The organism is Methylobacterium fujisawaense, assembly GCF_039619325.1.
Taxonomy (GTDB): domain Bacteria; phylum Pseudomonadota; class Alphaproteobacteria; order Rhizobiales; family Beijerinckiaceae; genus Methylobacterium; species Methylobacterium fujisawaense.
Genome location: NZ_CP155000.1, coordinates 899,332 through 926,036 on the forward strand (window position 1 = coordinate 899,332; position 26,705 = coordinate 926,036).

Here is a 26,705-nt window from a genome sequence, read left to right on the forward strand (position 1 = left end):
CGAGCGGCCCGCGGCGTCAGGCCGCCTGGGGCGGCCCGTCATCCTCCGGGTCGGCCGGCGAGTTGAGGATGTCGTCCAGCTCGTCGACCAGCCGGTCGATCTGGTCCTCGGTGGCGAGCACCTTCAGAACCTCCCCGGATTCCGTCTCCACGGCCAATTCGATATGCGGCCCCACCCGGGCCGTCAGGATCCGGGCCAGGATCTTGATTGCACTCATGCGACTGCCTCCTCCGCGGCGATGAGGCCGACCGCCACCGCCGGTCCACAGGTCGAGATCCCGTCGCGGGCACCGGCGATCCGGTCCGCCAGCAGCGCCACCAGCGGCGTCGCCGGCCGGCCGAGCCGCTCCGCGAGGCGGGCGCCCACGAAGGCGCCGGCGCCGCACAGGACGAGGGGCGCGTCCGCGCCGAGATCGGGCCGGCTGAGGAGCTCCGCCGCCGCGTCGTAGAGCAGGCGCAGCTGCGCCTCGGCGAAGTGGGCGGCGAGCGCCGTCCAGGCCGAGGCGGGCGCCTCCGCCCGGTCGCGCCCGACGATCCGGGCGAGCCGGGTCTCGCTCTCGGCGACCGTCTTGCCCTTGCGGTCGCCGCTCGGCTGCTGGTCGGCGCCTTCAGGGAGCAGGCCGAGGATGCGGTAGACGTCCGCCATGTGGGCGAAGGTCTCGGTCATCAGCCGGGTCCGGCGGCCCGCGAAGGGGGCGTGGCTGGACAGCGCGATCACCGGCGTGCGTACCGCGCCGGTATAGACGAGCTCGCCGGTCTCCAGCCGCTCGGCATCGCTGTAGCCGGTCGCGGCCGGCCGCCCCCCCGCGATGGGAATCAGGTCGGCGGTGGTCGAGCCGATATCGATCAGGAGCGCGTCCGGGACGACCCGGCCGGCGAGGGCCGCGGTGGCGTGCCAGTTGGCCGAAGCCACGTCCGCCGACAGGGAGGCGGCCGCCTCCGGGGCGACGAAGCCGGAGCGGCCGGCATAGATCCGCACGGTTCCGGCAAGGTGCGATTCGGCCCATCCGGACAGGGCCGCGACGCCGTCGCGCCGGTCGGCGAAGCAGTCGGTCAGTTCGCCCGTCATGGTCACGGCGTGCAGGGCCGCGCCGCGGGCCCAGTCGGGGGCGGCCTCCAGCGCCCGGTCGAGGGCCGGCAGGCCCTGCCAGAGCGGGCACGGCACCTGGGCGGCGGCCACGACGCGGCCGTCTTCCACCAGGGCGACCTTGACGTGGACCCCGCCGAGGTCCCACCCGATCGTCATTGGGTTTGATGAGCGCATGGGACCGCGATGAGCGCCTCGATGGACCACAGGATCGGGCGCCCCGGCTTCGCGGTGATCCCGGTGCTCGATCTCCGGGGCGGCCGCGTGGTGCGGGCTCGCCGGGGTGAGCGCTCCTCCTATGCCCCGATCGAGACGCCCTTGGCAAAGGGCTCGGCGCCGGACGCGGTGGCCCGCGGTCTGGTCGATGCGTGGCCCGCCGGGAACCTCTACGTCGCCGACCTCGACGCGATCATCGATCGCGCCGCGCCCGACCTCCGCGCCCTGGAGGCGATCGCCCGTGCCTGCCCGGGAATCGCCCTGTGGGTCGATGCCGGCTTCGCCGAGCCTGCGGGCGTCGCGGTGTTCCTGGCCGCCGGCCTCGGGCGCCCGGTGATCGGCAGCGAGAGCCAGGCAAATGCCGGCCTCGTGACGCGGCTCGGCGACCGGGCGGTGTTCTCCCTCGACACCCGCGGGGCGGAGCGGCTCGGCCCGGCGGCGCTCCACGACGATCCGTCGCTCTGGCCGCCGGAGGTGATCGCCATGACGCTGGCGCAGGTCGGGGCCGGGGCCGGCCCGGACCTGGCGGCCCTGGGGGCCCTGCGGGTGCGGGCGCCGGATCGCCGCCTCTACGCGGCGGGCGGCGTGCGCGGCCCGGACGACCTGCGGGCGCTGCGGGCGGCCGGGATCGCCGGGGCTTTGGTCGCCTCCGCCCTCCACGACGGCACCCTGTCCCGGGCGACGGCACCCGACCTCGCGTGATGCTTCCGGCCCGGGCCTGCGGCTGCTAAACCGCGCGACAGAGAGACCACCGACACGAGCCGTCAGACGATGGAAAAGTTCACGACCCTGGAGGGCGTCGCGGCGCCCCTGCGGACGATCAACGTCGATACCGACCGGATCATCCCGGCCAAGTACCTGAAGACGATCCGGCGGACCGGGCTCGGCAAGAGCCTGTTCGCCGAGATGCGCTACCGTGAGGACGGCTCCGAGAACCCGGACTTCATCCTCAACCAGCCCGCCTACCGGAACAGCAAGATCCTGGTGTGCGGGGACAATTTCGGCTGCGGCTCGTCCCGGGAGCACGCGCCCTGGGCGCTGGCCGATTTCGGCATCCGCTGCGTGATCTCCACGAGCTTCGCGGACATCTTCTTCAACAACTGCGCCAAGAACGGCATCCTGGCGATCGTCGTGTCCCCCGAGGACCTGGAGAAGCTGTTCGAGGATGCCGAGCGCGGCGCGAACGCCACCCTGTCGATCGATCTGGCGGCGCAGACCATCCGGGGGCCGGATGGCGGCACCCTGCATTTCGACATCGACGAGGGCCGCAAGCACAACCTGCTGAACGGCCTCGACGAGATCGGCCTGACGCTGGCGCGAGCCGCGTCGATCGATGCCTACGAGCAGAAGCTCGCCCAGCGCGAATGGGCCTGAGCGGCCCGCTGAGTGTCCCGACGGCGGTCGCGCTGAGGCGGCCGCCGGTCCGGCCCGGATACTGGGCCCTGCCTCACCCGAGCCGCATCGACAGCTCGACGTCCTCGGCGAACGGCACCGACAGGTAGCCGCGGCTCGGCGCGCGCACGCGCGCCAGGTAGTCCGGACTGTGGTCCGCGTTGTCGGCGACCACCAGGGCGCCCGGGCCGAGGCGGCTCTCCACGAGGCTGAGAACCTCCGGATAGAGCCCCTTCGCCCCGTCGAGGAGCAGCAGGTCGACCGAGTCGGGCAGGTCGAGGCCGAGGGTCTGCAGGGCATCGCCCTCGCGGAACTCCACGAGATCCGCCAGCCCGGCCTCCATCAGGTTCGCCCGCGCCCGCACCACCTTGGACGGCTCGAACTCGCAGGTGATCAGCCGGCCGCCGCCATTGTCGCGCAGGGCCGCGGCGAGGTGCAGGGTCGAGAGGCCGAAGGAGGTGCCGAACTCGACGATCGTCCGCGCACGGCGGGTCCGGGCGAGCATGTAGAGCAGCCGGCCGGTCTCCCGTGAGACCGCGAGGGGCATGTCCTTGAGCCGGCTGTAGAAGTCTCGGTAGCCGGTTCTGCTGCCCATGAGGCGCGTCCGCTCGTCCGCCGAGAGATCGCCGATGGCGCTCACGGGTGAGGAGGCCTCTGATTGCATGAAGAGACTGTCCAACAAGGACGCGATACGTGGCTCGGCGAGAGTAGAAGCTGAGCGTGACATGGCGATTTGCTTTCCGTCTTGCGTGCTCGACTGAACACGACGCAGAATACCGGCGCCCCCTGCCCGCGCCTATTCGCGTTCCGAGTCACACGTCATGCCCGATCGGCCAAGTCTCGGAATTTCCAAGCGAAAGCAGCCTCGGCAGGCGCGCTCCAGCGACCTCGTCGCAGCCATCTTGGAGGCGGCCACTCAGGTTCTGGCGGAGGTCGGGGCGGAGCGGTTCACGACGGCGCGGGTCGCCGAGCGCGCCGGCGTCAGCATCGGCTCGCTCTACCAGTACTTCCCCAACAAGGCGGCGATCCTGTTCCAGCTGCAGAGCGACGAATGGCGGGACACGACGGCTCTCCTCGCCGGCATTTTGCAGGATCGCACGATGATGCCGGGCGATCGGCTGCGCGCCGCGGTCCACGCCTTCGTGCGCTCGGAATGCGTGGAGGCGGCGATGCGACGGGCCCTCGACGCAGCCGCCCCGGCCTATCGCGATGCGCCCGAGGCCGCGGAGCCGCAGATAGCCGGCACGCAGGCGTTTCGCGACTTCCTGCGCGAGGCGCTTCCGGCGGTTCCCGAGGCGGATCTGCAGGTCGCGGGCGCGATCATCGCGATGACCCTCGGCGAGGTCGGCGAGCGCATCTCGGAGGCGGCGCGGACGCAGGCCGCCGTGGAGGCCTCCGCCGGCGCGCTGGCCGACATGCTGTGCGCCTACCTGGACCGCCTGCGGAGCCTGGGCCGGGCGGGCGCCTCGTCTTGAAGCCGGCACCGGGTCCGCGCGAGGGCCCGGGATCGACGCGGTTCGCCGCCTCAGCCGTTCTCGCCGGTGAAGGCCTCGAAAGCCCGGGCGGTGTAGACCAGGGCGGCACCGGCATTCAGCGCCACCGCGACGCCCAGCGCCTCCACGACCTCCTCCTTGCTCGCCCCGGCCTTGCGGGCGGCCTCGGAATGGACGGCGATACAGCCGTCGCACCGGGTCGTCACCGCCACCGCGAGGGCGATCAGCTCGCGGGTCTTCGCGTCGAGCTTGCGCTCGGTCGGCGCCGCCGCGGCGAGCTGGTCATGAGCCTTGAGCAGGTCCGGGCTCACCGCGCCGATGCGCCCAAGCGTGCTCACCAGCTCGGCGCCGTACTGATTCCAATCCTTCATCATGCGTTTCGTCTCCCGCCTTGGAGGGCCCGCCGCTCGCTGGCGGGCTCCGAGCCAACCTATCGATTGGTAGGCGCGGTGGTCAAGACGACGCGGATTTCCTCACCCTTCGTTAACCCACATGTCGCCTGAATCCGCGCCCAGACTCCGCCCCGCATCGTGAGGATCGCCAGCATGCCGAAGCACCCGACGGGACCGAGGAAAGCGCGCGCGCTCGGGCTGCTCGCCGGGATCGCGGTCGTGCCGCTGGCAGTCCTGCCCGCACGGGCCGATTTCGACAGCTGCCTTGCCGGCATCCAAGGGCAGGCCGCCGCGGCGGGCGTCTCGGCGCAGACCTTCCGGTCCGCCACGAGCGGCATCAGTTACGACGACAAGGTGATCGAGCTGTCTCAGGCGCAGCCCGAGTTCAAGACGCCGATCTGGGACTACATGGCGGCGCTGGTCGACGACGAGCGGGTCGAGGACGGGCGGGCGGCCATGCGCCAGCACGCGGCGGCCCTGGCCCAGGCCGAGGCGCGCTACGGGGTGGACCGCTACACGATCGCGGCCGTCTGGGGCGTCGAGTCGAATTTCGGCAAGAACCTCGGCAAGATGCCGCTGGTCCAGTCGCTGGCGACGCTGGCCTGCTCGAACAACCGCCGCCGGGACTTCTTCCGCGGCGAGCTGATCGCCACGCTCCGGATCATCGAGCGCGGCGACATCGCGCCGGAGCGGCTCACCGGCTCCTGGGCGGGCGCCTTCGGCCAGACCCAGTTCATGCCGACCACCTATCACCGCCTCGCCGTGGACGGCGATGGCGACGGACGGCGCGACGTGGTCGATTCGGTGGCCGACGCCGTCGGGTCCACCGCCAACTTCCTGCACGTCGCCAAGTGGCAGAACGGCCAGGTCTGGGGTTACGAGGTGAAGCTGCCCCGGGGCTTCAACGTCGGAGCCGCCGGACGCAAGAACAAGAAGCCGGTCGCCCACTGGGCCTCGCTCGGCGTGACCCGCGTGGACGGGCGCCCGCTCTCGGGCGAGGGCCCGGCCGGGATCATCGCACCCGCCGGCATCGACGGCCCGGCCTTCCTGGTGACCAAGAACTTCGACGCGATCTACTCCTACAACGCCGCCGAGTCGTACGGTCTCGCCATCGCGGTCCTCTCCGACCGGCTGCGCGGCAAGCCCGGCGTCCAGGCCGCCTGGCCGACCGACGACCCGCCCCTGTCCCGGGCAGAGCGGCGCGATCTCCAGACCCGGCTGGCCGCCCGCGGCTACGATGTCGGTGAGCCGGACGGCAAGGTCGGCCAGAAGACGCGCGATGCCATCAAGGACGTGGAGCGCCGGCTCGGGATGACGCCCACGGGCCGTCCCGGCGGCAAGGTGCTGGAGGCGCTGCGCGGCGGGTGAGACGGCGGCTGATCACGTCGGGCTCCCCGTTCGAGCGGGACTACGGCTACTCCCGGGCGGTGGTCGACGGGGACACCGTCTACCTGTCCGGGACGACCGGCTACGACTACGCCACGATGACCATGCCCGAGGGGGCCGCCGCGCAGGCCGAGGCCTGCTGGCGCACGATCCGCTCGGTGCTCGCGGAGGCCGGAACAGATCTCGCCGGCATCGTGCGCGCCACCTATTACGTCATCGACCGGGACGACGCCGAGGCCGTGCTGGCGGTCTGCGGCCGGGTGCTGGCCGATGTCCGGCCGGCCGCCACGATCCTGGTCGTGGCGGGTCTTCTACGCCCCGAGATGCGCGTCGAGATCGAGGTCACCGCGCGGACCCGGTAGCGGCGCCCCGATCGCGCCGGCGACGGCGAGCGGCCCCCGCATGCCGTTCCGCCGGGCCGCAGCGCCATCCGATCCTCCGACCCGATCATCTCCGTCGCGCCCGCATTGCGGCCGCGCCCGTGCCGTGTGCCGGGGGCATTCGACCCGTCCATTGCTGCGGTGCAGGTGCGGTTCGCCGGGGCGATCTCAGGTTCTGTCGTCGCTGGCGGCAGCCCATCCGTGCGGCCGGCATGCGCCATGTCAAAAGCAACGGCATCGTCGCCTCATCTGCAGATCTCGGTCGTTCAACTTGTAGGTCATGATCTTGATCTGCGCGCTTCTGTTGACATGAGCAATCGAATTTATCAGATCATGCCGCCGTATCGCTGGATTTGGCGATCGGCGGGAATTTATTATGCGCATTCGATTTTTCAGCGTAAGTCTGTTTCGTCGTATGATGGCGCAAATTGTACTCACCGTATTGATCGTTTCAGCCATTGGCGCTGGCGGATTGCGATTGTATTACGAGGAAATGCTGTCCGAGCGGCTTCAATCTCTGCGCGCGATCACGGAGCTGTTCACCACCTACGCACAAAACCTTGAGTCCCGGGTCAGAAGCGGCGCCCTGACCCGCGAAGCCGCCCTGGCGGAACTTGCCGAGACGGCCATGGCTATGCGCTTCGACAACGGCACGAACTACGTCGCCATCTACGCGATGGACGGTACGGCTCTGGCGGTTCCCGACCGCAGGCTTGTCGGCAGCAACCAGCTGGACGCCCGGGTCAACGGGGTGCGCGTGGCCGGGACGCTGATCGATCTGCTGAAGACCTCCGACACGGCCCTGACGACGTATCAGTATCCGCGACCCGGCCGCGAGGGCCTGTACCTGAAGACCACACGCGCCGTCAGGTTCACGCCCTGGAACATCATGATCGCGGCCGGGACCTATAGCGACGACATCAAGGACGCTTTCCTGTCGCTCGCTCTGGCGACAAGCGGCCTGCTTCTCGGGGTCGGCGCCCTCGGCGTGCTCGGCTCGGTCCTGATCGGGCGCGGCATCACGCGTCCGCTCGATCGGCTCGGCCGCCGGATGCAGGCCCTCGCCCAGGGCGACGGGACGGGCCCGATTCCCGGGCTCGATCGGACGGATGAGATCGGGCAGATGGCCCGAACCGTGGAGGTCTTCCGCCAAGCGCTGATCGCAAAGGCCGAGATGGATCGGACGGCGGCGCAGGAAGCGGCGGCCAAGGCCCAGCACGTGCAGAGGCTCGACGTGCTCACCCGGGCGTTCGAGGCCGATGCCGGGGCCCTCATGACGAGCGTCTCAGCGGCCGCTGCGCAGATGCAGGCGACCGCCGAGGCCATGGCACGGCGGGCCTCCCGCACGAGTGTCCGGGCCACGCATGTGGCGGGGGCCGCGCAGGAGACCGCCGGGAGCGTGCAGAGCGTCGCCGCCGCCACCGAGGAGATGGCGGTCACCATCCAGGACATCTCCGGACAGATGGCGCAATCCTCGGCCAAGACGGCGCAGGCCGCGACCGAGGCGCAGCGCACCGACGCCCTCGTGGGCGACCTCGCGAACGGGGCCGAGCAGATCGGTGCCGTCGCCAGCATGATCGCCGGCATCGCCCGTCAGACCAACCTCCTGGCCCTCAACGCCACGATCGAGGCGGCCCGGGCCGGCGAGGCGGGCCGGGGCTTCGCCGTCGTGGCGGCCGAGGTCAAGGCGCTGGCCCAGCAGACCGCCACCGCCACCGAGGAGATCGCCCTAAGGATCGGCGCGGTCCAGGCGTCGACCTGCCAGGCCGTGGAGGCGATCCAGGGGATCGGCCGCACCATGGGGGAGGTCAGCACCCTCGCCGCCACGGTCGCTGCGGCGATCGAGCAGCAGGGCGCGACAACCGAAGAGATCGTGCGCAGCGTCGGGCGCGCCGCGGCGGCCACCGAGGCGGTCACCGGCAACATCGCCGACGTCTCGCAGAGCGCCGAGGAAACGGGCGGGGCGGCCGAGCGCGTTCTCGACGCCGCGATCGACATGTCGCGCAGGTCCGAGCAACTCGCCGCCGAGATCCGCCGGTTCCTGGACGGGATCCGGGCCGCCTGAGCGGATCGTATCGGCGGCCGGGACGGGGCGGCCAGCCAAGAAAAAACCGGCCCGGCTGAGCCGGGCCGGTCTGAAACCGGGCGATCGCTCCGGCCTGCGGAGCGATTCGGACAGCTTACTCGGCGGCGGTGGGCGCGGCGGCCGGGGCGTCCTTGGTCTTGTAGCGGTCGGTGCGCTCGACGATGCGGGCCGACTTCCCGCGGCGGTCGCGCAGGTAGTACAGCTTGGCGCGACGCACCTTGCCGCGACGGGCCACCTTGATCGAATCGATCATCGGCGAGTGCACCGGGAAGACGCGCTCCACGCCCTCGCCGTAGGAGATCTTGCGGACCGTGAAGCTCTCGTTGAGGCCGCCGCCCGAGCGGGCGATGCAGACGCCCTCGTAGGCCTGAACGCGGGTGCGCTCGCCTTCCTTCACGCGGACGTTGACGATCAGCGTATCGCCCGGCTCGAAATCCGGGATGGTCTTGGCGAGGCGCGCGACTTCCTCGCGCTCCAGCTGCTCGATGATGTTCATGGCATAGCTCCGGCCGTCGCGCCGCTTCGCCCCTCATGGGCGATCGGCGCCAGGATTTCGGCGATCCTGTTGTGAGTTGGGCGGCTCTCTACAGGATCGTTGCCGGCTTGTCGATTGCCGTTGGACGCGGTTCAGCGACGGTCCCGGTCGACCGGCTCTCGCTCCGCCTTGGCCTCGGGCAGCACGCAGGCGGCCAGGAAGGCGGCGAGGTCGTCCGTGATGTGATCGATATGCGGCTCGCGCACGGCCTCCTGCTCGAAGGCCTCGCGGTAGGGATCGGTGACCCTCGGCACCACCAGCACGGTGGCCATGCCGAGGTCGTGCGGCACCGCGAGGTTCCGGGCGATGTCCTCGAACAGGGCCGCGCGGGTCGGCTCGACGGCGTGCTTCTCCAGGAACCGCTCGTAAGTCGTGCGTTCTGGCTTCGGGACGAAGTCGGCGGCGGCGATGTCGAACACGTCCTCGAAATGATCGAGGATGCCGAGCTTGGCGGCGACGGTCTCGGCGTGCCGGCGCGACCCGTTGGTCAGGATCAGCTTCCGCCCGGGCAGCCGCTCGATCGCGTCGCCGAGGCTCTTGTCGAGCTTGATCGACGAGTGGTCGATGTCGTGGGCGAAGTCGAGGAAATCGTGGGGATCGACGCCCGCCTCGACCATCAGCGCCGACAGCGTCGTGCCGTAGCGGTGATAGAAATGCTTCTGCAGCGCGCGCGCCGAGATCCCGTCGAGTCCGTAGAGCTGCATCACGTACAGGGTGATGCGCTCGTCGACCTTCGGCCAGACCGCGGCATCGCTCGGGTAAAGGGTATTGTCGAGGTCGAACACCCAGGTGTCGACGTCGGCGAAGCCGCGCGCCGCGGGGGTGGTGAACTGGGCCTTGCCGGGGTGGTGCACCGGAACCCCTCAGGTTGCTGATACCCACGGAATCTGTGGACCGGAACGGTCAAGCTCGCAAGTTTGATGCTTGTCCGGGGCTGGTCTGGTGGGCGGGGTACGACAATGCGCGGCGGGCGCAGATGTTGCCGCCACCGATGCGGGCGGCACCGCGCCGGGAGGCGGCGCGGTGCGGGTCGGTCCGATTCTCAGCCCCGACGGATCAGGGTGCCGGCGCCGTAATCGGTGAACAGCTCGAGGAGCACCGCATGGTTGACCTTGCCGTCGAGGATGACCACCGCCTCGACACCGCGCTCGAGCGCATACATGCAGGTCTCGATCTTCGGGATCATCCCGCCCGTGATGGTGCCGTCCGCGATCAGGCGCCGGCAATCCTCCACGGTGAGTTCCGGGATCAGCTTCTTGTCCTTGTCGAGCACGCCCGGCACGTCCGTGAGCAGCAGCAGGCGCTTGGCCCGAAGCGCCCCGGCGATCGCCCCCGCGAAGGTGTCGGCGTTGACGTTGTAGGTCTGGCCGTCAGCGCCGTAGGCGACGGGCGCCAGGACCGGGATCAGCTCGGCCTTCAACACCGCGTCGAGGACGCCGCGCTCGACGTGATCCGGCTCGCCGACGAGGCCCAGATCGACGGTCTGCTCCACGTGGCTCTCGGGATCGACGACGGTCTTCATGGCCCGCTTGGCCCGGACCATGTTGCCGTCCTTGCCGCACAGGCCGACCGCCCGGCCGCCCTCGGCGGAGATCCAGCCGACGATCTGCTTGTTGATCAGGCCCGCCAGGACCATCTCGACCACCTCGACGGTGGCCTCGTCGGTGACGCGCAGGCCGCCGCGGAACTCAGACTGGATGCCGAGCCGGTCGAGCATCTTGCCGATCTGCGGCCCGCCGCCGTGCACGACGATCGGCTTCAGCCCGGACTGTTCCAGGAGGACGATGTCCTCGGCGAAATCCTCGGCCGCGGCCCGGTCGCCCATGGCGTGGCCGCCGTACTTGATGACCACGATCTCCTGGTCGTAGCGCTGCATGTGGGGCAGCGCCTGAGCCAGGACCTCGGCACGCACGTGCACGTTGGGCAATTCGGTCATCGCGGTCCTTCGCCGATCCTTGGGTCGGGTCCTCGGGGGCGGATCTGCGGCCTCCCCTTCGGGCGGTGGCGCTTCTACAGGAAGCCGTCCGCGCTGCGAAGCCGCCCCGCCTCCATTCGCGGATCGGCGGCGCGCGGCCCGGCCGCCGGCGCACGGCGCCCCGTTGGTTGTCAAACTACAGTCATCCTTCGCGGGTGTTGCATTCCCGTGACAGACTGGACCGGATCCAGGCTGGCCCGGCTTGCATCGTCTGGCGGCCGGGATCATGTTGCATCGCAGCAAGCCGCTGGGCGAGCTGCCGGGAGGGCCCGATGCGGATTGCGATGATTGGGGCCGGGTATGTCGGCCTGGTCTCCGGAGCATGCCTCGCCGATTTCGGCCACGCGGTCGTCTGCATCGACCGGGATCCCGACAAGATCGCGAGCCTGAATGCCGGCCGCATGCCGATCTACGAGCCCGGCCTCGACGCGCTGGTGACCGAGAACGTCCGCCAGGGACGGCTCGCATTCAGCTCATCGATGCGGGAGGCCGTGGCCGAGGCCGACGCGGTGTTCATCGCGGTGGGCACGCCGTCCCGCCGCGGCGACGGTTTCGCCGACCTGAGCTTCGTGTTCGATGCCGCCCGGGAGATCGCCGGGGCGCTCTCGGGCTTCACCGTGGTGGTGACGAAGTCGACCGTGCCGGTGGGCACCGGCGACGAGGTCGAGCGCATCATCCGCGAGACCAATGCCGACGCGGACGTCGCGGTGGTGTCCAATCCCGAGTTCCTGCGCGAGGGCGCGGCCATCGCCGACTTCAAGCGTCCCGACCGCATCGTGGTCGGCGCCGAGGAGGCGCGGGCCGAGGCCGTGATGCGCGAGGTCTACCGGCCGCTCTATCTCAATCAGGCCCCGATCATGGTCACCGCGCGGCGCACCGCCGAATTGACCAAATACGCGGCGAACGCGTTCCTGGCGGCCAAGATCACCTTCATCAACGAGATCGCGGATCTGTGCGAGGCGGTCGGCGCCGACGTTCAGGCGGTGGCCCGCGGCATCGGGTTGGACAACCGGATCGGGTCGAAGTTCCTGCATGCCGGGCCGGGCTACGGCGGCTCGTGCTTTCCCAAGGACACGCTGGCGCTGGTCAAGACCGCCCAGGATGCCGGCACCCCGCTGCGGATGGTCGAGACGGTGGTGGCGGTCAACGACCAGCGCAAGCGCGCCATGGCCCGCAAGGTGATCAAGGCCTGCGGCGGCAGCGTAAGGGGCAAGACGGTGGCGCTGCTCGGCCTGACCTTCAAGCCGAACACCGACGACATGCGCGATGCGCCCTCGCTGGCGATCATCGCCGGGCTTCAGGATGCGGGGGCGAAGGTGCGCGCCTACGATCCGGAGGGCATGGAGCAGGCCCGGATCCTGATGCCGGCTGTGGATTACGCCGAGAACGCCTATGCCTGCGCGGAGGGTGCGGACGCCCTGGTGATCGTCACCGAGTGGAACGCGTTCCGGGCGCTGGACCTCGACCGGCTGCGTCAGATCATGTCCTCCGACGGATCGGCCCCCGTGCTGATCGACCTGCGCAACATCTACGACCCCGCGAGCGCGGCGCGCCACGGTTTCACCTATTGCGGCGTCGGACGAACCAAGGAGAGCGTCGCGCGGAACGGGTCTTGATCATCGTGGTGGAGACCGACGGGCCTGAATTCCTGTGCGGGATCTGCGCCGGCGCGCGAAGATTTCTTCCGGAATCGGGCCCGATGCCGCTAGACGGGCTGCCGCCCCCGAGGGGCAACTGTGGCTTTCTCGTGGTCGAGTTCGCGTCTCGACAGGCGGTCCAGCGGTTCAATCTTGGCGTTTTGGGCGCAGGGATTGGATAAGCCGCTGATGAATACATGTCACAGCCTCTGGCAATTTCGCCGCAGAGGGATGACCTCGCGTTGGGGCTGGTTGGACACCGCAATGGTGCCACAGTAAGGGGTGAGAGGGTACTCACTCGTCGAGAGCCGAGCCGACTTCCGATAACGAGCGTGTGCGAACCGAACGTGACACAACGTACAGACATTGCGATCGTCGGACGCGCATGCCGACTGCCCGGAGCCCCCAGCGTCGACGGGCTGTGGTCACTCCTGTCCGAGGGGCGCTGCGCCGTCAGCAAGGTGCCGGCCGACCGGTTCTCCCTGGAGCGGTTCGCCCATCCGCGCGCCCATGAGCGCGGCAAGAGCTACACCTGGGCCGCCGGTGTCATCGACGACGTGTGGTCGTTCGACCCTGCGGTGTTCGGCATCTCGCCCCGCGAGGCGGAGCAGATGGATCCGCAGCAGCGGATGCTGCTGGAACTGACCTGGGAGGCTCTTGAGGATGCGGGCCTGCGCCCGTCCAGCGTGGCCGGCAGCAATATCGGCGTGTTCGTCGGCGCCTCGTCGCTCGATTACGGCAACCTGCGCATCCTCGACGCGCCGTCGGGCGACGCCTATGCGGCCACCGGCAACACGCTCTCGATCATCTCGAACCGCATCTCCTACATCTTCGACCTGAAGGGCCCGAGCTTCACGGTCGACACGGCCTGCTCGTCCTCCCTCGTCGCCTTCGACAACGCCGTCCAGGCGATCCGGTCGGGCCGCGTCGACACCGCCGTCGTCGCGGGCGTCAACGTGCTGGCGAGCCCGTTCAACTTCATCTGCTTCTCCACCGCGCAGATGCTCTCGCGCACCGGCCTGTGCCAGGCGTTCTCGAAGAACGCCGACGGCTACGTGCGCTCGGAGGGCGGCGTGGTGTTCGTGCTGCAATCGGCCGAGGCCGCGCGGCGCAACGGCGCCACGGTCCGCGCCGTGGTGGCGGCTTCGGGCATCAATTCCGACGGGCGCACCACCGGCATCTCGCTGCCCTCGGGCTACGCCCAGGGCGCCCTCTTGGAGAAGGTCTACCGCGAGGCCGAGATCGGTCTCGACGACCTCGCCTTCATGGAGGCGCACGGCACCGGCACGCCGGTGGGCGATCCGATCGAGGCCTCGGCCATCGGCTCGAAGCTCGGCCGCGGCCGGCAGGCGCCGCTGCCGATCGGCTCGATCAAGACCAATATCGGCCACACCGAGCCTGTCTCGGGCCTTGCCGGCCTGATGAAGGCGACGCTGGCGCTGGAGCACGACCTCGTGCCACCGTCGCTGCATGCGGCTGAGCTGAATCCCGAGATCCCCTTCGACGACCTCAACCTGCACGTGGTGCGGAAGGCCCTGCCGATCACCCGCGGCGCGCGCGAGCGTTTCGCGGGCGTGAACTCCTTCGGGTTCGGCGGCACCAACGCCCATGTCGTCATCACCGACGCCCCGGCCTGGTCCAGGGCCGCCGAGTCGGCCCCGGCGCCGGAAGCCCAGGTGCTGCTGCTCTCGGCCCAGAGCCGGGCCGCACTGAACGAGTTGGCCCTCGATTACGCCGAGCGCCTGGAGGCCGAGCCCGCCCAGGTTCCGACCATCGCGGCCGCCGTCGCCCACCGCCGCGAGCGCATGTCGGCCCGCCTCGCCATCGCCCTCGACGGCAAGGCCGACGTGGTTGCCGCCCTGCGCGCCGTCGGCGAGGGCGAGGACACGCAGGACGCCTTCACCGGCACCGCCGTCGACCGCGTCGCCGAGGTGGCCTTCGTCTATTCGGGCAACGGCAGCCAGTGGGCCGGCATGGGCCGCGAGGCCTACGAGGAGAACCCCGCCTTCCGCGCCGCCTTCGATCGGATCGACATCCTGTTCCAGGGCTACTCCGACTGGTCGCTCAAGGACGCCCTCTACGCCGACGACCTGGACGAGCGCCTCGTGCTCACCAGCGTCTCGCAGCCGCTGATCTTCGCCATCGAGAGCGCCTCCACGGCCGCCCTCAAGGCCAAGGGTCTGATCCCGTCCTATGTCCTCGGCCACAGCGTGGGCGAGATCGCGGCCGCCGAGGCCGCCGGCATCCTGAGCCTGGAGGACGCGGTCCGGGTCATCTACTACCGCAGCCACCATCAGGAGACGACGCACGGCCAGGGCACCATGGCGGTGCTGCTGATGCCGTCCGAGGAGGTCGAGGCCTTCCTGAAGGACTACCCGTCCCTCGACATCGCCGCCTACAACAGCCCGAAGGCCGTCACGGTCGCCGGGCCGGTGGCCGATATCGATGCCGCCCTCAAGGCGCTGTCGCGCAAGCGCCGCCGCGGCCGCAAGCTCGACCTCGCCTACGCCTTCCATGGCCGGCTGATGGACCCGACCGAGAAGCCGCTCCTGCGCGATCTCGCCGGGCTGAAGGCCAAGGCCGGCACCACCGCGATGGTCTCCACCGTCACCGGCAGCGTGCTGGACGGCAGCCATTTCGGCGCCGGCTACTGGTGGCGCAACATCCGCGAGCCGGTGCGCTTCTGCGAAGCCGTGCAGGACGCGACCCGCCGCGGCGCCCGCGTCTTCGTCGAAGTCGGCCCGCGCGCGACCCTCATGTCCCATGTCGGCGACGCGGTCGAGCCGCTGGGCATCGAGACCGCCACGGTCGGCGTGATGCACCGCAAGGCCTCCGGTGGCGATCCGATCGCCAAGGCGGTCAGCGCCGCGCTGGTCCAGGGCGCGCAGGTCGACGAGACCCTGCTGTTCGGCGACGCGCCCAAGGGCGATGTCCGCCTGCCGACCTATCCGTGGCAGCGCCGGCCGTTCCGTCTCGCCGACACCACCGAAGGCGTCGGCGCGATGAGCCCCCGCCCCTACCATCCGCTGATCGGGTCACGCACGACCTTCGACGGACTGGAATGGAACGGTTTCGTCGATCCGGTCACCGTGCCGGAGCTGGAGGACCACAAGGTCGACGGCCAGGTGATTATGCCCGGCGCCGGCTTCGTCGAGATGGCCCTGGCCTGCGTCCGCGAGGCCCTGCGCGACGACGAGGTCGTGCTGGCTGATTTCGAGATCGTGGCGCCGATGGTGTTCGCCGAGGAGGCCCTGCGTGAGGTCGCGGTGCGCCTCTCGGGCTCCGGCAACGGCATCCAGGTGCTGAGCCGTCCGCGCCTGACGCAGACGCCCTGGCAACTCCACGCCCAGGCGAAGATCGTCGAGGGCACCTTCTCGTCGCCGAAGGCCCCCGATCTGAACGGCTTCAGCTTCGAGACCGCCGGCGAGCACGTGCTCACCGGCGACGCGCTCTACGCCAAGGCCCTCGCCTCGGGTCTGGCCTTCGGCCCGAGCTTCCAGCAGGTGGCGATGAGCGCCCGGCTGGACGACGCCACCATCGTATCCGACCTGCTGCCGGCCGAGCCCGACAGCCGCTACGCCCTGGTGCCGAACCGGCTCGATGCCTGTTTTCACGGGCTGATCCTGCTCTTCGCCGATCTCCTCGGCGAGAATGGCGGCAAGGCCTACATCCCGGTCCGCTTCGGAGAGGTGCGCCTGCTGCGCCCCGGCGCGGTGATCACCCGTTCGATCATCCGGACGCGCCGCTGCAACGAGCGTTCGATCCTGGCGGATTTCACCCTCCTCGATGCCGAGGGGGCGGTGGTCGCCACGATCCGCGAGGGCCGATTCCAGGCCCTGCGCGCCAAGAGCGGTGGTGACCTCGCGGCCTTCGCGATCTCGCAGGTGCCGGAACTCGCCACCGAGCCGACCGCGATCCCCATGGAACGCCGTCCGAGCGTGGCCGCGCGGCTGCGCCCGCTGGCCGCCGAGGCGAAGGGGCCGGCCGACGCCGCCCTGTCTCCGGGGCACCTCCTGCTGGAAGGCTGGGCGACCTCGCTCGCCTACCGCCTCGCCTCCGGTCTGGCCCAGGGTGCGACCGTCTCTGTCACCGACAGCCGCGTGCCCGAGGCCCTGCGCCCCTGGCTGCTGAACGCCCTCTACGCCCTGGAAAGCAGCGGCCTCGCCGAGCGTGCGGGCCAGAACTGGACGCTGGGCGACGGCTCCGCGTTGCCGGCGCCCGACGAGATCATGCGCTGGATCGCCGGTGATCATCCGGATCTCTCGGCCGAACTGGTGCTGATCGCCGATGTCGGCGCCCTGGTCGACCGGCTGCTCGCCGGGAAGCTGAGTGACGCGCCCGCCCTGCCGCAGGGGGCGATCGACGCCTTCGTGCTGCGCTCGGCCACCGCGCGCCACGGCGCCGACGTGGTCGCCAGCCTGATCGAGCGGAGCCGAGCCCAGCTCCCGAAGGAGCGGGCGCTGCGAGTCCTCCAAGTCGGCTTCGGCCCGCTCTCGGCGCAAACCGCGACCTTCGCGGCCGCCGCCGAGGCCCGGCTCACCGTCTTCGAGACCGATCGCCGGCTCGCCGAGCGCGCCCGCCTGTCCCTGGGACGCGCCGCCGCCGTGGTCGAGACCGCCGAGGAGCTCGCTCCCGGCAGCTTCGACCTGATCCTGGCGGCCGGCAGTCTCCACCGGGGCGACCGGTCCCTTCCGGGCCAGCTCGCCGGGGCGCTCGCCACCGGCGGCCTGCTGGTGGCGGTCGAGCCGGGAGCGTCCCTGTTCCGCGACCTCGTGTTCGGTCTCACGGCCGGCTGGTTCGAGGAGGCCGTGGGCGGCATGCCTGTGGGCCGGCTCGAGGACATCGAGGGCTGGCAGCGCACGCTGAGCGCCCACGGCCTCGTCAAGGTCGAGGTCGAGCGGGCGGCCTCCGCCAACGGCGACGACCTCCTGCTGACGGCCGAGGCGCCGGTGCGTCCGGGCCCGGCCCCGGCACAGAGCTTCGCCTTCATCATCGGCTCCGACGACGAGTTCGCGGCCGAGACCGCCTCGTCCCTGGCGACCCTGCTGGTCGCGGGCGGCGTGCATGTCTCGATCATCCTCGACTCCGAGACCTCCCTGATGGAGCTGGAGAAGGAGACCCCCGACACGGTGGTGTTCCTGGCCGGCGCCTTCACCCGCGGCGGCGAGGCGGCCGAGCGGCTGCGCGACCGCTGCCTCAGCCTGAAGCGCTGCACGGAGCATCTCGGCGCCCGCCAGACCCGGCTGTGGGTCGTGGCGCCGGGGGCCACCCGCGACCGCGGCGGCCAGACCACCAACATCGAGGCCGGCGTGTGGGCCTTCTCCCGCACCCTCGCCAACGAGGCTCCGAACCTCGACGTCCGCCGCATCGACCTCTCCCCCGAGATGTCGTCGAAGCGCGCCTCGGAGCGCCTGCGCGACCTGATCCTCTCCGGCACGCCGGAGACCGAGATCGTGCTGGACGACGAGCGGACCCAGGTCGTGCGCTTCCACGCCGGCCGGCCGCAGCACCGCGACGCGACGGATCTGGTTCCGGCCGAGGCCGCGCGTCTGGAGCGCAGCAACACCGGCGGCCTCAGCGAGATGGTCTGGGGTCCGGCCGAGCGCCGCGCCCCCGGCAAGGGCGAGATGGAGATCGCGGTCGAGGCCACCGGCCTCAACTTCCGCGACGTGCTCTGGGCGCTCTCGATGCTGCCCGAGGAGATCCTTGAGGACGGCTTCGCCGGCCCGCGCCTCGGCCTCGAATGCGCCGGCCGCGTCACGGCCGTCGGCCCGGGCGTGAAGGGCTTCAAGGTCGGCGATCCGGTCGTCGCCTTCGCCCAGTCGGGCTTCGCCACGCATATCGTGGTGCCCGACCTCGTCGTCGCGCCGATGCCGCAGGGCCTCGACCCGATGGCGGCCGCCACCGTGCCGGTGGCCTTCCTCACTGCCTATTACGGCCTCGTTTCCTGCGCCCGGATGCGGCGCGGCGAGTGGGTGCTGGTCCATGGCGGCGCGGGTGGCGTCGGCCTCGCGGCCCTGCAGATCGCCAAGCTGAAGGGTGCGCGGGTCATCGCCACCGCCGGCTCCCGCGAGAAGCGGGCCCTCGTGAAGGCGCTGGGCGCCGAGCATGTGCTCGATTCCCGCTCGCTCGCCTTCGTGGACGAGGTCCGGGCGATCACCGGCGACGGTGTCGACATCGTGCTGAACAGCCTGTTCGGCGAGGCGATGGAGCGTTCGCTCAACGCGCTGCGGCCCTTCGGCCGCTTCGTCGAGCTGGGCAAGCGCGACTACGTCGCCAACACCCATATCGGCTTGCGCCCGTTCCGGCGGAACCTCAGCTACTTCGGCGTCGACCTGGATCAGGTGATCCAGCACCAGGGCGATGACGGCGCGCGGATGTTCCGCGAGGTGATGGCGCTGTTCAACGACGGCGGCCTGAAGCCCCTGCCCTACCAGCCCTTCACGGCGGCCGAGACCTCGGACGCGTTCCGGCTGATGCAGCAGTCGGGTCACATCGGGAAGATCGTGATCAGCCCGCCCAAGGCCGGCACGATCATGAAGGACACGGCGAAGCCGTTCACGGTCTCGGAGACGGGCGTCCACCTGCTGACCGGCGGCCTCGGCGGCTTCGGCCTTGAGGCGGCGCGGTGGCTGATCGACCGGGGTGCCAAGCACCTCGTGCTGGCCGGCCGCAAGGGGGCGGCCACCGATGAGGCCAAGGCGATCGTCGCCGAGCTGTCGGCCCAGGGTGTGACCGTCGAGGCGAAGGCCGTCGACATCACCAGCCGCGCCTCGGTGGACCGTCTGCTCGCCGAGATCGAGCAGAAGGGCAAGAAGCTCGCGGGCGTGCTCCACGCCGCGGCGGTGCTCCAGGACGGCCTGATCTCCAACATCGACGCGGCTGCGCTCGACGCGGTGATCGGCCCGAAGGTGATCGGCGCCCAGCACCTGGACGCCGCGACCCGCGACCGGAGCCTCGACTACTTCGTCCTGTTCTCCTCGGCGACGACCTTCATCGGCAATCCCGGTCAGGGCTCCTACGTGGCCGCCAACGGCTTCATGGAGGGCTTGGCGCGTCAGCGCCGCCGCCGCGGTCTGCCCGCCCTGGCGGTGGCCTGGGGGGCCATCGGCGATGTCGGCATGCTTGCCCGCAACAGGGCGGTCATGGAAGGACTGGCCGGCCGCGTCGGCGTCACGCCGATGGAGGCCCGCCGCTGCCTCGACCTGATGGCCGAGGCGCTGGAATGCCAGGGGACGTCCCCCGACGAGGCGGTGATCGCCATCGCGGCGATGCATTGGGGCAAGGCGCGCGAGCGGCTCGCCACCATGCGCTCGCCGAGCTACGCCGAACTCGGGTCGGACCAGCAGGTCGAGGCCGGCGGCGTCCAAGCGATCAACATCGGGGCGCTCCTCAAGGGGGGCGACCTCGACGCGGTCCGCAAGACCGTGTCGGATGCGATCGTCGAGGACATCGCCCGGATCCTGCGCCTGCCGAAGGACGACATCAGCCGCGTCCGCCAGCTCTCGGAGATCGGCCTCGACTCGCTGATGGGCGTCGAACTCGGCGCCAGCCTGCAGGAGCGCTTCGCCCTCGACGCGCCGCCCGCGGGCCTGTCCTCGGGCATGACCGTCACCGAACTGTCGGAGTCCTTAATTCAGGCGGTTTCCGCGCCCATGGATGAGACCGCCGGCGTCGCGATGAGCCTCGTGGCGAAGCATGTCGGCGGTGAGGTCGATGCGCAGATGATCGCGCCTCTCAAGGAACTCATCGAGCAGACGTCCAGCGGGATCAAAGAGACCAACTCATGACCGACACGGCACGGCCGGACGGCGGGCGGGCGGCGCTCGCCGGCTTCGTGACCAACCGGCTCGGGCGCGCCACGCCGCGCCCGGCCCCCGTCAAAGCGGCCTCGCCGGCTGGGAAGTCGGCGGCGCAGAACTTCGAGAACCTGCCGGGCTACCGGGAGCTGAAGCTTCAGCGGCAGGCGGCGGAGCTGATCGGCCTGGGCAACCCGTTCTTCCGCGTCCACGACGCCAAGGCCGGAGCAACCACCCGGATCGACCAGAAGGCCTTCACCAACTTCTCGTCGTATGACTATCTTGGTCTGAACGGCCATCCGCGGGTGAGCAACGCCGCCCGCGAGGCGATCGATGCCTACGGCACCTCCTCGTCGGCGAGCCGTGTCGTGGCGGGGGAGCGGCCGGGCCATATCAGCCTCGAACAGGCTTTGGCCAAGCACTATCAGTCCGAGGGCTGCGTCGTGATGGTGAGCGGGCACGCCACCAACGTCACGACGATCGGCGCCCTGCTGGAATCCGGCGACGTCATCTTCCACGACGCCCTCTCCCACAACAGCATCGTCACGGGCGCGCAACTCTCGGGGGCGCAGCGGCGCTCCTTCGCGCATAACGACCTCGATGCCCTGGAGACCCTGCTCCAGTCGACCCGCCACGAGCACCGCCGGGCGCTGATCGTGGTCGAGGGCCTCTACAGCATGGACGGCGATGCGCCGGACCTCGCCGGGCTCGTGGCCCTCAAGAAGCGCTACGACGCCTGGCTGATGGTCGACGAGGCCCATGGTCTCGGCGTCACCGGCCGCACCGGCGCGGGCCTGTTCGAACATTGTGGTGTCGACCCGAAGGAGGTCGACATCTGGATGGGCACGCTGTCGAAGACCCTGTCCACCTGCGGCGGCTACATCTGCGGGCCGATTGCCCTGATCGAGTACCTCAAGCACACGGCGGGCGGATTCGTGTACAGCGTCGGCATGTCGCCGCCGCTCGCCGCCGCTGCCGAGGTGGCCCTCGCGGTGATGCATGCCGAGCCGGAGCGGGTCGAGCGCCTGCGTCAGAACGGCACCCTGTTCCTGGCGACCGCCAAGAAGCTGGGCCTCGACACCGGCTTCAGCCTGGGCCTCGCGGTCGTGCCGATCATCGTCGGTGACTCGCTGAAAGCCGTCACCCTGTCGGACCGGCTGTTCCGCCGGGGCATCAACGTCCAGCCGATCATCCACCCGGCGGTGCCGGAGCGGGCCTCGCGCCTGCGTTTCTTCCTGACCTCCGAGCACACCCCCGACCAGATCCGCGACACCGTGAACGCGGTGGCCGAGGAACTGGCGGCCATCGACAAGGGCGGCTCGCTGATCGAGCAGCTGCTGGCCAAGCGGGTCTGAGCCCGTCCGGGGCCGTGGGCCCCGGATCCACGACGAGCGTTATGACTGGAAACGGGGCGCGGATGTCATCCGCGCCCCGTTTCGCTTTGAATCCAGGGTGTCCGCAGGCTCGATAAGGAAGGGCCGGGATCCAGGATCGCGCGCACAGGCGGCGCCGCGATCCCGATCGTCCCGTATGCGGGCCGCTCCCTACTTGGCGTAGGAGTAGGCCAAGGCGGCGGAGGAGACTGGTCCGGTGACGCCGCTGAAGGCGGTGAGCACCTTCTGGACCTCGGTGAACGGCGCGTTCGACACGTAGATCAGATCGCGGTTGCGCATGCGGAACGCCTGGGAGACGAACAGGCTGTTGGGATCGCGCATGTCGATCCGGTAGACCACCGGCACCAGCGGCGTGCCAAGCAGCCGCGAGCTGGGGCTGAGGCGCCGCACGACGCTGGCCGGCTCGAACCGGAAGATGAACGTCCCGGCCGGGTCGGCGGCGAAGTCCGACAGGCCGCGCGCCTTCGCCAGCGCCTGGGCCAGGGTGATGCCGTCGGCTTGGAACGGCAGCTCGGTGCTGTTGCCCAGCGCGCCCACCGCGATGAAGGTCTGCGGGTCGCGCACCAGGGTGAGCACGTCGTTGGGTCGCAGGTAGATGTTCTCCTTGGGGTTCGACACCACCGTGGTCAGCGGCACGGTCGCGGTCACCGGGCCGCGCGAGAGCCGCACGAAGGTCTCGTTGACCGGCGCGCGGTTGCCGCCGGCGGCGGCGATGACGTCGAGGATGCGGTCGCCGTGGCCCGAGAGCGGCAGGCGGGCGCCGGCGGCGCCCTCGCCGGTGACGGTCACCGCCTGGCTGATCGGCCGGGTGACCGAAACCAGCACCTGCGGCTGGATGGCCTTGCCGGCGAGTTCGTTCTCGATGAGCGCCTGGACGTCCTGGGTGCGGCGGCCGGCGACCTTGATGCGGCCGGCATAGGGCACCGAGATGGCGCCGTCGCGCCCGACGGGCTGCTCGGGGATGAGGGCGGACTTGGAGCCCGCCGAGAAGCGGTCGGCCACCAGCGGCCCGGAGAACAGGCCGCCCGACCCGGCTTCCCAGATCGAGACCGAGACCATGTCGCCGACGCCGATCACCGGCTCCGAGGAGGGACGGTGGTCGCCGAAGGAGGCGAGCAGGCTGTCCAGCGGCCGGCCGCGCAGGGCCTCGACCACCGAGGGCGTGACGTCGATGATCTCGTAGCGGGCGAGCAGGCCGCCGTCGGCGGTGGCCACCTCCGCCCCCGCCTGGATCGCGCTCGCCGTCGGACCCGCCGCAGGCAGGTAGGTGCAGCCCCCTGCAGATCCCGCCGCCAGGGCGGCCATCAGGGCGGTGCGCGCCGTCTTACGCAGCATCACAGAGACTTCTCCTCGCCGACCCCGCGCCATCGCTGGCCCGGGCCGGGACATCCAGTTTGACCGCCAAACGCTGCGATCGCTTTAACGGCCGCGCCGAACCGGCGGCCGCCTCGCGGACGGTCGCGCTATCCGTGGGCAATGCGTCACCAGCGTGGCACGGCCACGCTTATGGCGCGCAAGCTTAACCTTATCATGTCCCAGCAGCCATGTCCGCCGGTGCGCTCGCGAGAATCCCCCGTAGCGCCCGCCCGAGCTCGTCGGCGGCGATGTCGACCTGAGCCGGAGCGCCCTGCGGTTGGCCGAAGCGGAACAGGGCGTAGTCGGTGGTCCGGCCTCCAAAGCCCGGCTTGCAACTCGGCAGCGACGGTGCGTGGTCACCAAACACGCAGAGCGTGATGGTCTGGTGGCGCTCGCGGGCGATGACGTCGAGGCCCGCCACGATGTCCTCCACCATCTGTCCGGTATTGGCGACGTGGTGGAGATACTGGGCCTGCGGGTCATCGATGCCCGGCAGCCGCCCCGGCTTCCAGGGGCCGTGGTTCTCCATGGTCACGCAGAACAGGAACAGCGGCGTCTGCCGGGCCCGGACCTCCGCGAGGAGGCGGTCGCCGAGGGCGATGTCTCCGACATAGGGGCCGACTCGCGGCGTCTCCGTGAAGGCTTCGCCCATCACGAGGTCGGCGAAGCCGAAGGCCTCCATCACCCGTGCCCGGCGGAAGAAGTCCCTGTGGAACGGGTGCAGGAACAGCGTTCCGTAGCCCCGTCCGCGGGCGAGCCGGGCGAGGCTCGTCGGCTCGTCCCCGCTCCGGGACGTGTAGGGGTCGTACCGGCCGAAGCCGAGGCTGTCGGAGGGCCGGCCGGTGAGCACCGCGTGCTCGCTGCGCATCGTGTAGGCACCATGCGCCGGGACCCGAAGGCGCCCGTACTGGGCGGCCCGGGTGCGGAACAGGTCCATCACCGGCAGCTTCGCGCCGCCCAGCCGCTCCGGATCGACGAAGGATTCCAGCTGGATCACCACCACGACGTCGTCGCCCGGCCCGTGCGGCAGCGCCGGCGCCTCGGGCACGGGCTCGCCGCCCGCCATCGCCCGGGCGGTGTAGCCCAGAAGGCTCGCCGGCAGGCCGACCCGGGTCACGTCCGCCTCCAGGTCGGGCTGGGGGAACCACCGGGCGATCAGCCCTGCGAGCGGCGGGCGCGGCGCGGCCTTGACCAGCAGCCAGAGCGCGAGCGGCAGGCCGAGCAGGGCCAGGGCGCGCGGCAGCGTGGCGGCGGGCAGCACGCTCGGCTCGGTCCGGTACCACAACACGGTCACCGCCAGGGTAAGCAGGACCGGACCCGCGATGCGCGGATCCCACAGGGGCGGGATGTAGTAGAGCTGCGGATGCCGCGGCACCTGGGGCAGCAGGGCGAAATCGCTGAACAGCAGCGGCTCGCCGATCACCGAGCGCTTGGCGCGGCTGACGACGATGAGGATCGCCACCGTGATCACGCAGGTCAGCCCGGCGAGCCAGGGGCGCCAGGAGAATGCGAACCAGAACAGCAGGATCAGCAGGTAGCCGAGCAGCCGCAGGCCGAGATCCCGCGGCGCGAGGCTCGCCTGGCTGAGCGAGTCGCCCGCCAAAACCTCCAGGGCGAGGCAGACGGCGAGCGCGAGACCGGTGGCGATGAGGAACGTCGTCAAGACTCGGACACTCGGCGTGGGGCGGGCCTGCTCTCCGCCGGAATCCGGTCCGGCGGGAAACAGCGCGCGGGAGCAAGGAGTTGCGAGCCGTTCCTGATCCGGAATGATCGGGACCGGCCCCGGGGCGGGCTGCTGAGGTCTGACTCTAGCAGCGCGCGCTATCGCTTTGGTGTCACATCAGAGTCTCGTGAAACCGGATTCGGCGCGACGGCCCCGGTCTAGCGCGGGCCGCCTCCGGCCTCGCGGCCGACGCCGCGCCGGAGGCGCAGGGCCCGGACCACCGGATTGAGGAGGCCGTAGCGCACGCGCATCACCAAATGGGCCGTCCGGCCGAGGGAGAGGGCGTTGCGCGGCGCCGCCGCGCGGGCCGCGCTCAAGCGGTCGAGGAGCTGCTCCGGGCTGCACGGCTTCATCGCCACGGGGTCGAGGTAGCGCGAATAGAGGATCATGGCGCCCGCCACCAACTCGTCGAGGCTCAGCCGGCGGCCGCGATCGGCGCCCGGCGCGAGATCCTCCGACAGGCCCCAGCCCGAGTAGAACGGCCGGCCGTGCGTCGCCACGCTGAGTCCGCGGATCAGGGCCTCGAATCCGGCCAATGACGTCATGGTCTCGACGTGATGCACCCGGTCGAGGAGATCGACGATGCTGATGCCCGCGACGATCCGGTCGGCCAGGGTCAGGGCCTCCGCTTCCGGGATTATGCCGGGACGGAACCCGGCCTCCACGTCGGGATGCGGCTTGTAGAGCAGGAACGCGTCCGGATTCCGCCGCCGCGCCGCCTCCAGCAAGGCCCGGTTCGAGCGGACCAGCGGCGAACCGTGACGCACTGAGGCATCGTCCTCCACCTGTCCCGGCACCAGCACGATCCGCCGTCCGGCGGGCCAGTCGAGGGCCGCGGCGTCGAGGCCGACATTGTACTTGCTGAGCCGGCGCGCCACGACCTCCTCGCGCAGGCGCCGCGCCCGGGCGACGAGGTCCGGGGTGAAGTCGGCCTCGGCCAGCAGGCGCTGCAGGCGGCTCTCCCGGCGCGGGTCGTAGTAGATGCCGAGGTCGTCCACCACCACGGAGGCGCCGGGCTGAAGGCTGGCGCCGAGGCCCACCGAGCGCAGGAACCCGTCCTCCACCCGGGCGAGGGGCAGGCCGGCTCGCGCGCAGGCCTCCTCGAGCTGGCCCGGGGCCCGCGTCGCCCAGGCGAGGAGGCGGCCGTCATGGCGTCGCCCCGCCGCGATCGCGGCCTCGGTGGTCATGGTGTGGATCGGCCGGCCGGCGGGCCCGGCGCCGAGGACGTCCAAGGCGGGCCGCTTCCAGCGGGACATCCCTACATAGACCACCCGCCGGTCGTTCTCGGCGAAGCGCGCGGCGAGCCATGCCACCCGCTCGGCGCACGCCGCGCGGTCGATCGGCAGCCGGGTCCAGGGGTCGAGGTAGTGGACGCCCCCCTCCCCGCCGACCGGCGCCCCGTCGAGGCTGATCCGCAGGGATGCGAAGCCGGTCTCCGACGAGTCGTACGGGCTCAGGAGCGGCCCGGGGGCGGCCACGAGGCGGCGCCGGCCCGTCAGCGCCAGAATCCGCGCGGCCAAGCTTCCCGCGCCCCAGACCGCGCCGATCGCGCCCGGACGCGCCGCCCCGAAGGCGAGGCCCGTCGCGGCCTCGATTTCCGCCCGCAGGCGGCGGATCGTGCGGCCGGTCGCGTAGAGCGACGAGGTCGGGTCAGGGGGCATGGTCGGTGCGTCCGGCTCCGGTCGGGTGAGGTGCTGGGCCCGCCTGTAGCGCATTTTCGTCGGCCTGGGATGTGGTGCAAGGCGGGGACAACCTGAGCGCGCGTCGCCGTCGCCACGTCCTGGAAAGGATTTGGACATATCGTCGCCGCGATTGCCCGCCTAATCCGAAGGCTGAGCCGCAGGCGTGCGACCGT

General features: G+C 70.8%; 19 protein-coding genes. 9 read left to right on the plus strand and 10 right to left on the minus strand.

Annotated elements, in window-relative coordinates:
* Nucleotides 1–16: 16 nt before the first annotated feature.
* Together ABC766_RS04260 and ABC766_RS04265 are read right to left on the minus strand one after the other, a co-directional pair.
* Nucleotides 17–217, minus strand: a complete 201-nt coding sequence (locus ABC766_RS04260; RefSeq protein WP_043350558.1) for a hypothetical protein — start codon at nucleotides 215–217, stop codon at nucleotides 17–19.
* The gene (locus ABC766_RS04265) at nucleotides 214–1,263 is read right to left on the minus strand and encodes a hydantoinase/oxoprolinase family protein (protein WP_345821224.1); all 1,050 of its coding nucleotides are present in this window, start codon (nucleotides 1,261–1,263) and stop codon (nucleotides 214–216) included. Before ABC766_RS04265 ends, ABC766_RS04260 begins: the two co-directional genes overlap by 4 nt.
* Nucleotides 1,264–1,272: 9 nt before the next feature.
* Here ABC766_RS04265 and ABC766_RS04270 point away from each other — a divergent pair, with 9 nt between their 5' ends.
* Both ABC766_RS04270 and leuD read left to right on the plus strand, forming a co-directional pair.
* Complete coding sequence (locus ABC766_RS04270; RefSeq protein ID WP_345821225.1) at nucleotides 1,273–2,004, plus strand: HisA/HisF-related TIM barrel protein; 732 nt, start codon at nucleotides 1,273–1,275, stop codon at nucleotides 2,002–2,004.
* Between the two features lie 69 nt (nucleotides 2,005–2,073).
* The gene (gene leuD / locus ABC766_RS04275) at nucleotides 2,074–2,676 is read left to right on the plus strand and encodes a 3-isopropylmalate dehydratase small subunit (protein WP_043350546.1); all 603 of its coding nucleotides are present in this window, start codon (nucleotides 2,074–2,076) and stop codon (nucleotides 2,674–2,676) included.
* 73 nt (nucleotides 2,677–2,749) lie between these two features.
* On the opposite strand, the gene ABC766_RS04280 is transcribed toward leuD, so the two are convergent.
* Complete coding sequence (locus tag ABC766_RS04280; protein ID WP_053610573.1) at nucleotides 2,750–3,421, minus strand: O-methyltransferase; 672 nt, start codon at nucleotides 3,419–3,421, stop codon at nucleotides 2,750–2,752.
* A gap of 94 nt (nucleotides 3,422–3,515) precedes the next feature.
* Between ABC766_RS04280 and ABC766_RS04285 the strand changes: the two genes are divergently transcribed.
* On the plus strand, nucleotides 3,516–4,169 hold the full coding sequence (locus ABC766_RS04285) for a TetR family transcriptional regulator (RefSeq protein ID WP_345821227.1): 654 nt from the start codon (nucleotides 3,516–3,518) through the stop codon (nucleotides 4,167–4,169).
* Nucleotides 4,170–4,219: 50 nt separating this feature from the next.
* On the opposite strand, the gene ABC766_RS04290 is transcribed toward ABC766_RS04285, so the two are convergent.
* The gene (locus tag ABC766_RS04290; RefSeq protein WP_078947260.1) at nucleotides 4,220–4,561 is read right to left on the minus strand and encodes a carboxymuconolactone decarboxylase family protein; all 342 of its coding nucleotides are present in this window, start codon (nucleotides 4,559–4,561) and stop codon (nucleotides 4,220–4,222) included.
* Between the two features lie 171 nt (nucleotides 4,562–4,732).
* On the opposite strand from ABC766_RS04290, the gene ABC766_RS04295 reads away from it, so the two are divergent.
* From ABC766_RS04295 to ABC766_RS04305, 3 genes are all read left to right on the plus strand, one after another.
* A complete protein-coding gene (locus ABC766_RS04295) occupies nucleotides 4,733–5,947 on the plus strand; it encodes a lytic murein transglycosylase (RefSeq protein WP_091955384.1) in 1,215 nt (404 codons plus the stop codon).
* Nucleotides 5,944–6,327 carry a RidA family protein gene (locus ABC766_RS04300; RefSeq protein WP_043353789.1) on the plus strand — a complete coding sequence of 128 codons (384 nt, stop codon included), beginning with the start codon at nucleotides 5,944–5,946 and terminating at the stop codon, nucleotides 6,325–6,327. The genes ABC766_RS04295 and ABC766_RS04300 overlap by 4 nt, the downstream gene beginning before the upstream one ends.
* Nucleotides 6,328–6,823: 496 nt before the next feature.
* Nucleotides 6,824–8,410: a methyl-accepting chemotaxis protein gene (locus tag ABC766_RS04305; protein WP_345821228.1), complete on the plus strand. Its 1,587-nt coding sequence runs from the start codon at nucleotides 6,824–6,826 to the stop codon at nucleotides 8,408–8,410.
* A 115-nt stretch (nucleotides 8,411–8,525) separates the two neighbouring features.
* Here the strand turns inward: ABC766_RS04305 and rplS are convergent, their stop codons facing one another.
* The 3 genes from rplS to argB form a co-directional block, all read right to left on the minus strand.
* Nucleotides 8,526–8,927 (minus strand): 50S ribosomal protein L19, encoded by a 402-nt coding sequence (gene rplS, locus ABC766_RS04310; RefSeq protein ID WP_043351057.1) that lies wholly within the window; start codon nucleotides 8,925–8,927, stop codon nucleotides 8,526–8,528.
* 131 nt (nucleotides 8,928–9,058) lie between these two features.
* Entirely contained in the window at nucleotides 9,059–9,820 is a 762-nt protein-coding gene (locus ABC766_RS04315) for a pyrimidine 5'-nucleotidase (RefSeq protein ID WP_043756067.1), read from the minus strand.
* A gap of 188 nt (nucleotides 9,821–10,008) precedes the next feature.
* A complete protein-coding gene (argB, locus tag ABC766_RS04320; RefSeq protein ID WP_043351054.1) occupies nucleotides 10,009–10,902 on the minus strand; it encodes an acetylglutamate kinase in 894 nt (297 codons plus the stop codon).
* A 311-nt stretch (nucleotides 10,903–11,213) separates the two neighbouring features.
* On the opposite strand from argB, the gene ABC766_RS04325 reads away from it, so the two are divergent.
* The 3 genes from ABC766_RS04325 to ABC766_RS04335 all read left to right on the plus strand — a co-directional run bounded on the left by ABC766_RS04325 (nucleotide 11,214) and on the right by ABC766_RS04335 (nucleotide 21,732).
* Complete coding sequence (locus ABC766_RS04325; RefSeq protein ID WP_345821229.1) at nucleotides 11,214–12,557, plus strand: UDP-glucose/GDP-mannose dehydrogenase family protein; 1,344 nt, start codon at nucleotides 11,214–11,216, stop codon at nucleotides 12,555–12,557.
* Nucleotides 12,558–12,925: 368 nt separating this feature from the next.
* Nucleotides 12,926–20,368, plus strand: a complete 7,443-nt coding sequence (locus ABC766_RS04330; protein WP_345821231.1) for an SDR family NAD(P)-dependent oxidoreductase — start codon at nucleotides 12,926–12,928, stop codon at nucleotides 20,366–20,368.
* Nucleotides 20,365–21,732: an aminotransferase class I/II-fold pyridoxal phosphate-dependent enzyme gene (locus tag ABC766_RS04335; RefSeq protein WP_043351049.1), complete on the plus strand. Its 1,368-nt coding sequence runs from the start codon at nucleotides 20,365–20,367 to the stop codon at nucleotides 21,730–21,732. Before ABC766_RS04330 ends, ABC766_RS04335 begins: the two co-directional genes overlap by 4 nt.
* A 189-nt stretch (nucleotides 21,733–21,921) precedes the next feature.
* On the opposite strand, the gene ABC766_RS04340 is transcribed toward ABC766_RS04335, so the two are convergent.
* The 3 genes from ABC766_RS04340 to ABC766_RS04350 all read right to left on the minus strand — a co-directional run bounded on the left by ABC766_RS04340 (nucleotide 21,922) and on the right by ABC766_RS04350 (nucleotide 26,511).
* A complete protein-coding gene (locus ABC766_RS04340) occupies nucleotides 21,922–23,106 on the minus strand; it encodes a polysaccharide biosynthesis/export family protein (RefSeq protein ID WP_083683321.1) in 1,185 nt (394 codons plus the stop codon).
* A 193-nt stretch (nucleotides 23,107–23,299) separates the two neighbouring features.
* Nucleotides 23,300–24,790 (minus strand): LTA synthase family protein, encoded by a 1,491-nt coding sequence (locus tag ABC766_RS04345; protein ID WP_345821233.1) that lies wholly within the window; start codon nucleotides 24,788–24,790, stop codon nucleotides 23,300–23,302.
* 218 nt (nucleotides 24,791–25,008) lie between these two features.
* Entirely contained in the window at nucleotides 25,009–26,511 is a 1,503-nt protein-coding gene (locus ABC766_RS04350; protein WP_345821234.1) for a capsular biosynthesis protein, read from the minus strand.
* Nucleotides 26,512–26,705 lie beyond the last annotated feature (194 nt).

Excerpts from the sequence above, each read along its gene's own strand:
- ABC766_RS04285 (WP_345821227.1), top strand. The coding sequence starts at position 3,516 with ATGCCCGATCGGCCAAGTCTCGGAATTTCCAAGCGAAAGCAGCCTCGG.
- ABC766_RS04280 (WP_053610573.1), bottom strand. The coding sequence starts at position 3,421 with ATGTCACGCTCAGCTTCTACTCTCGCCGAGCCACGTATCGCGTCCTTG.
- rplS (WP_043351057.1), bottom strand. The coding sequence starts at position 8,927 with ATGAACATCATCGAGCAGCTGGAGCGCGAGGAAGTCGCGCGCCTCGCC.
- ABC766_RS04270 (WP_345821225.1), top strand. The coding sequence starts at position 1,273 with ATGAGCGCCTCGATGGACCACAGGATCGGGCGCCCCGGCTTCGCGGTG.
- ABC766_RS04260 (WP_043350558.1), bottom strand. The coding sequence starts at position 217 with ATGAGTGCAATCAAGATCCTGGCCCGGATCCTGACGGCCCGGGTGGGG.
- ABC766_RS04295 (WP_091955384.1), top strand. The coding sequence starts at position 4,733 with ATGCCGAAGCACCCGACGGGACCGAGGAAAGCGCGCGCGCTCGGGCTG.
- argB (WP_043351054.1), bottom strand. The coding sequence starts at position 10,902 with ATGACCGAATTGCCCAACGTGCACGTGCGTGCCGAGGTCCTGGCTCAG.
- ABC766_RS04340 (WP_083683321.1), bottom strand. The coding sequence starts at position 23,106 with ATGCTGCGTAAGACGGCGCGCACCGCCCTGATGGCCGCCCTGGCGGCG.
- ABC766_RS04335 (WP_043351049.1), top strand. The coding sequence starts at position 20,365 with ATGACCGACACGGCACGGCCGGACGGCGGGCGGGCGGCGCTCGCCGGC.
- ABC766_RS04265 (WP_345821224.1), bottom strand. The coding sequence starts at position 1,263 with ATGCGCTCATCAAACCCAATGACGATCGGGTGGGACCTCGGCGGGGTC.
- ABC766_RS04325 (WP_345821229.1), top strand. The coding sequence starts at position 11,214 with ATGCGGATTGCGATGATTGGGGCCGGGTATGTCGGCCTGGTCTCCGGA.
- ABC766_RS04350 (WP_345821234.1), bottom strand. The coding sequence starts at position 26,511 with ATGCCCCCTGACCCGACCTCGTCGCTCTACGCGACCGGCCGCACGATC.
- leuD (WP_043350546.1), top strand. The coding sequence starts at position 2,074 with ATGGAAAAGTTCACGACCCTGGAGGGCGTCGCGGCGCCCCTGCGGACG.
- ABC766_RS04290 (WP_078947260.1), bottom strand. The coding sequence starts at position 4,561 with ATGATGAAGGATTGGAATCAGTACGGCGCCGAGCTGGTGAGCACGCTT.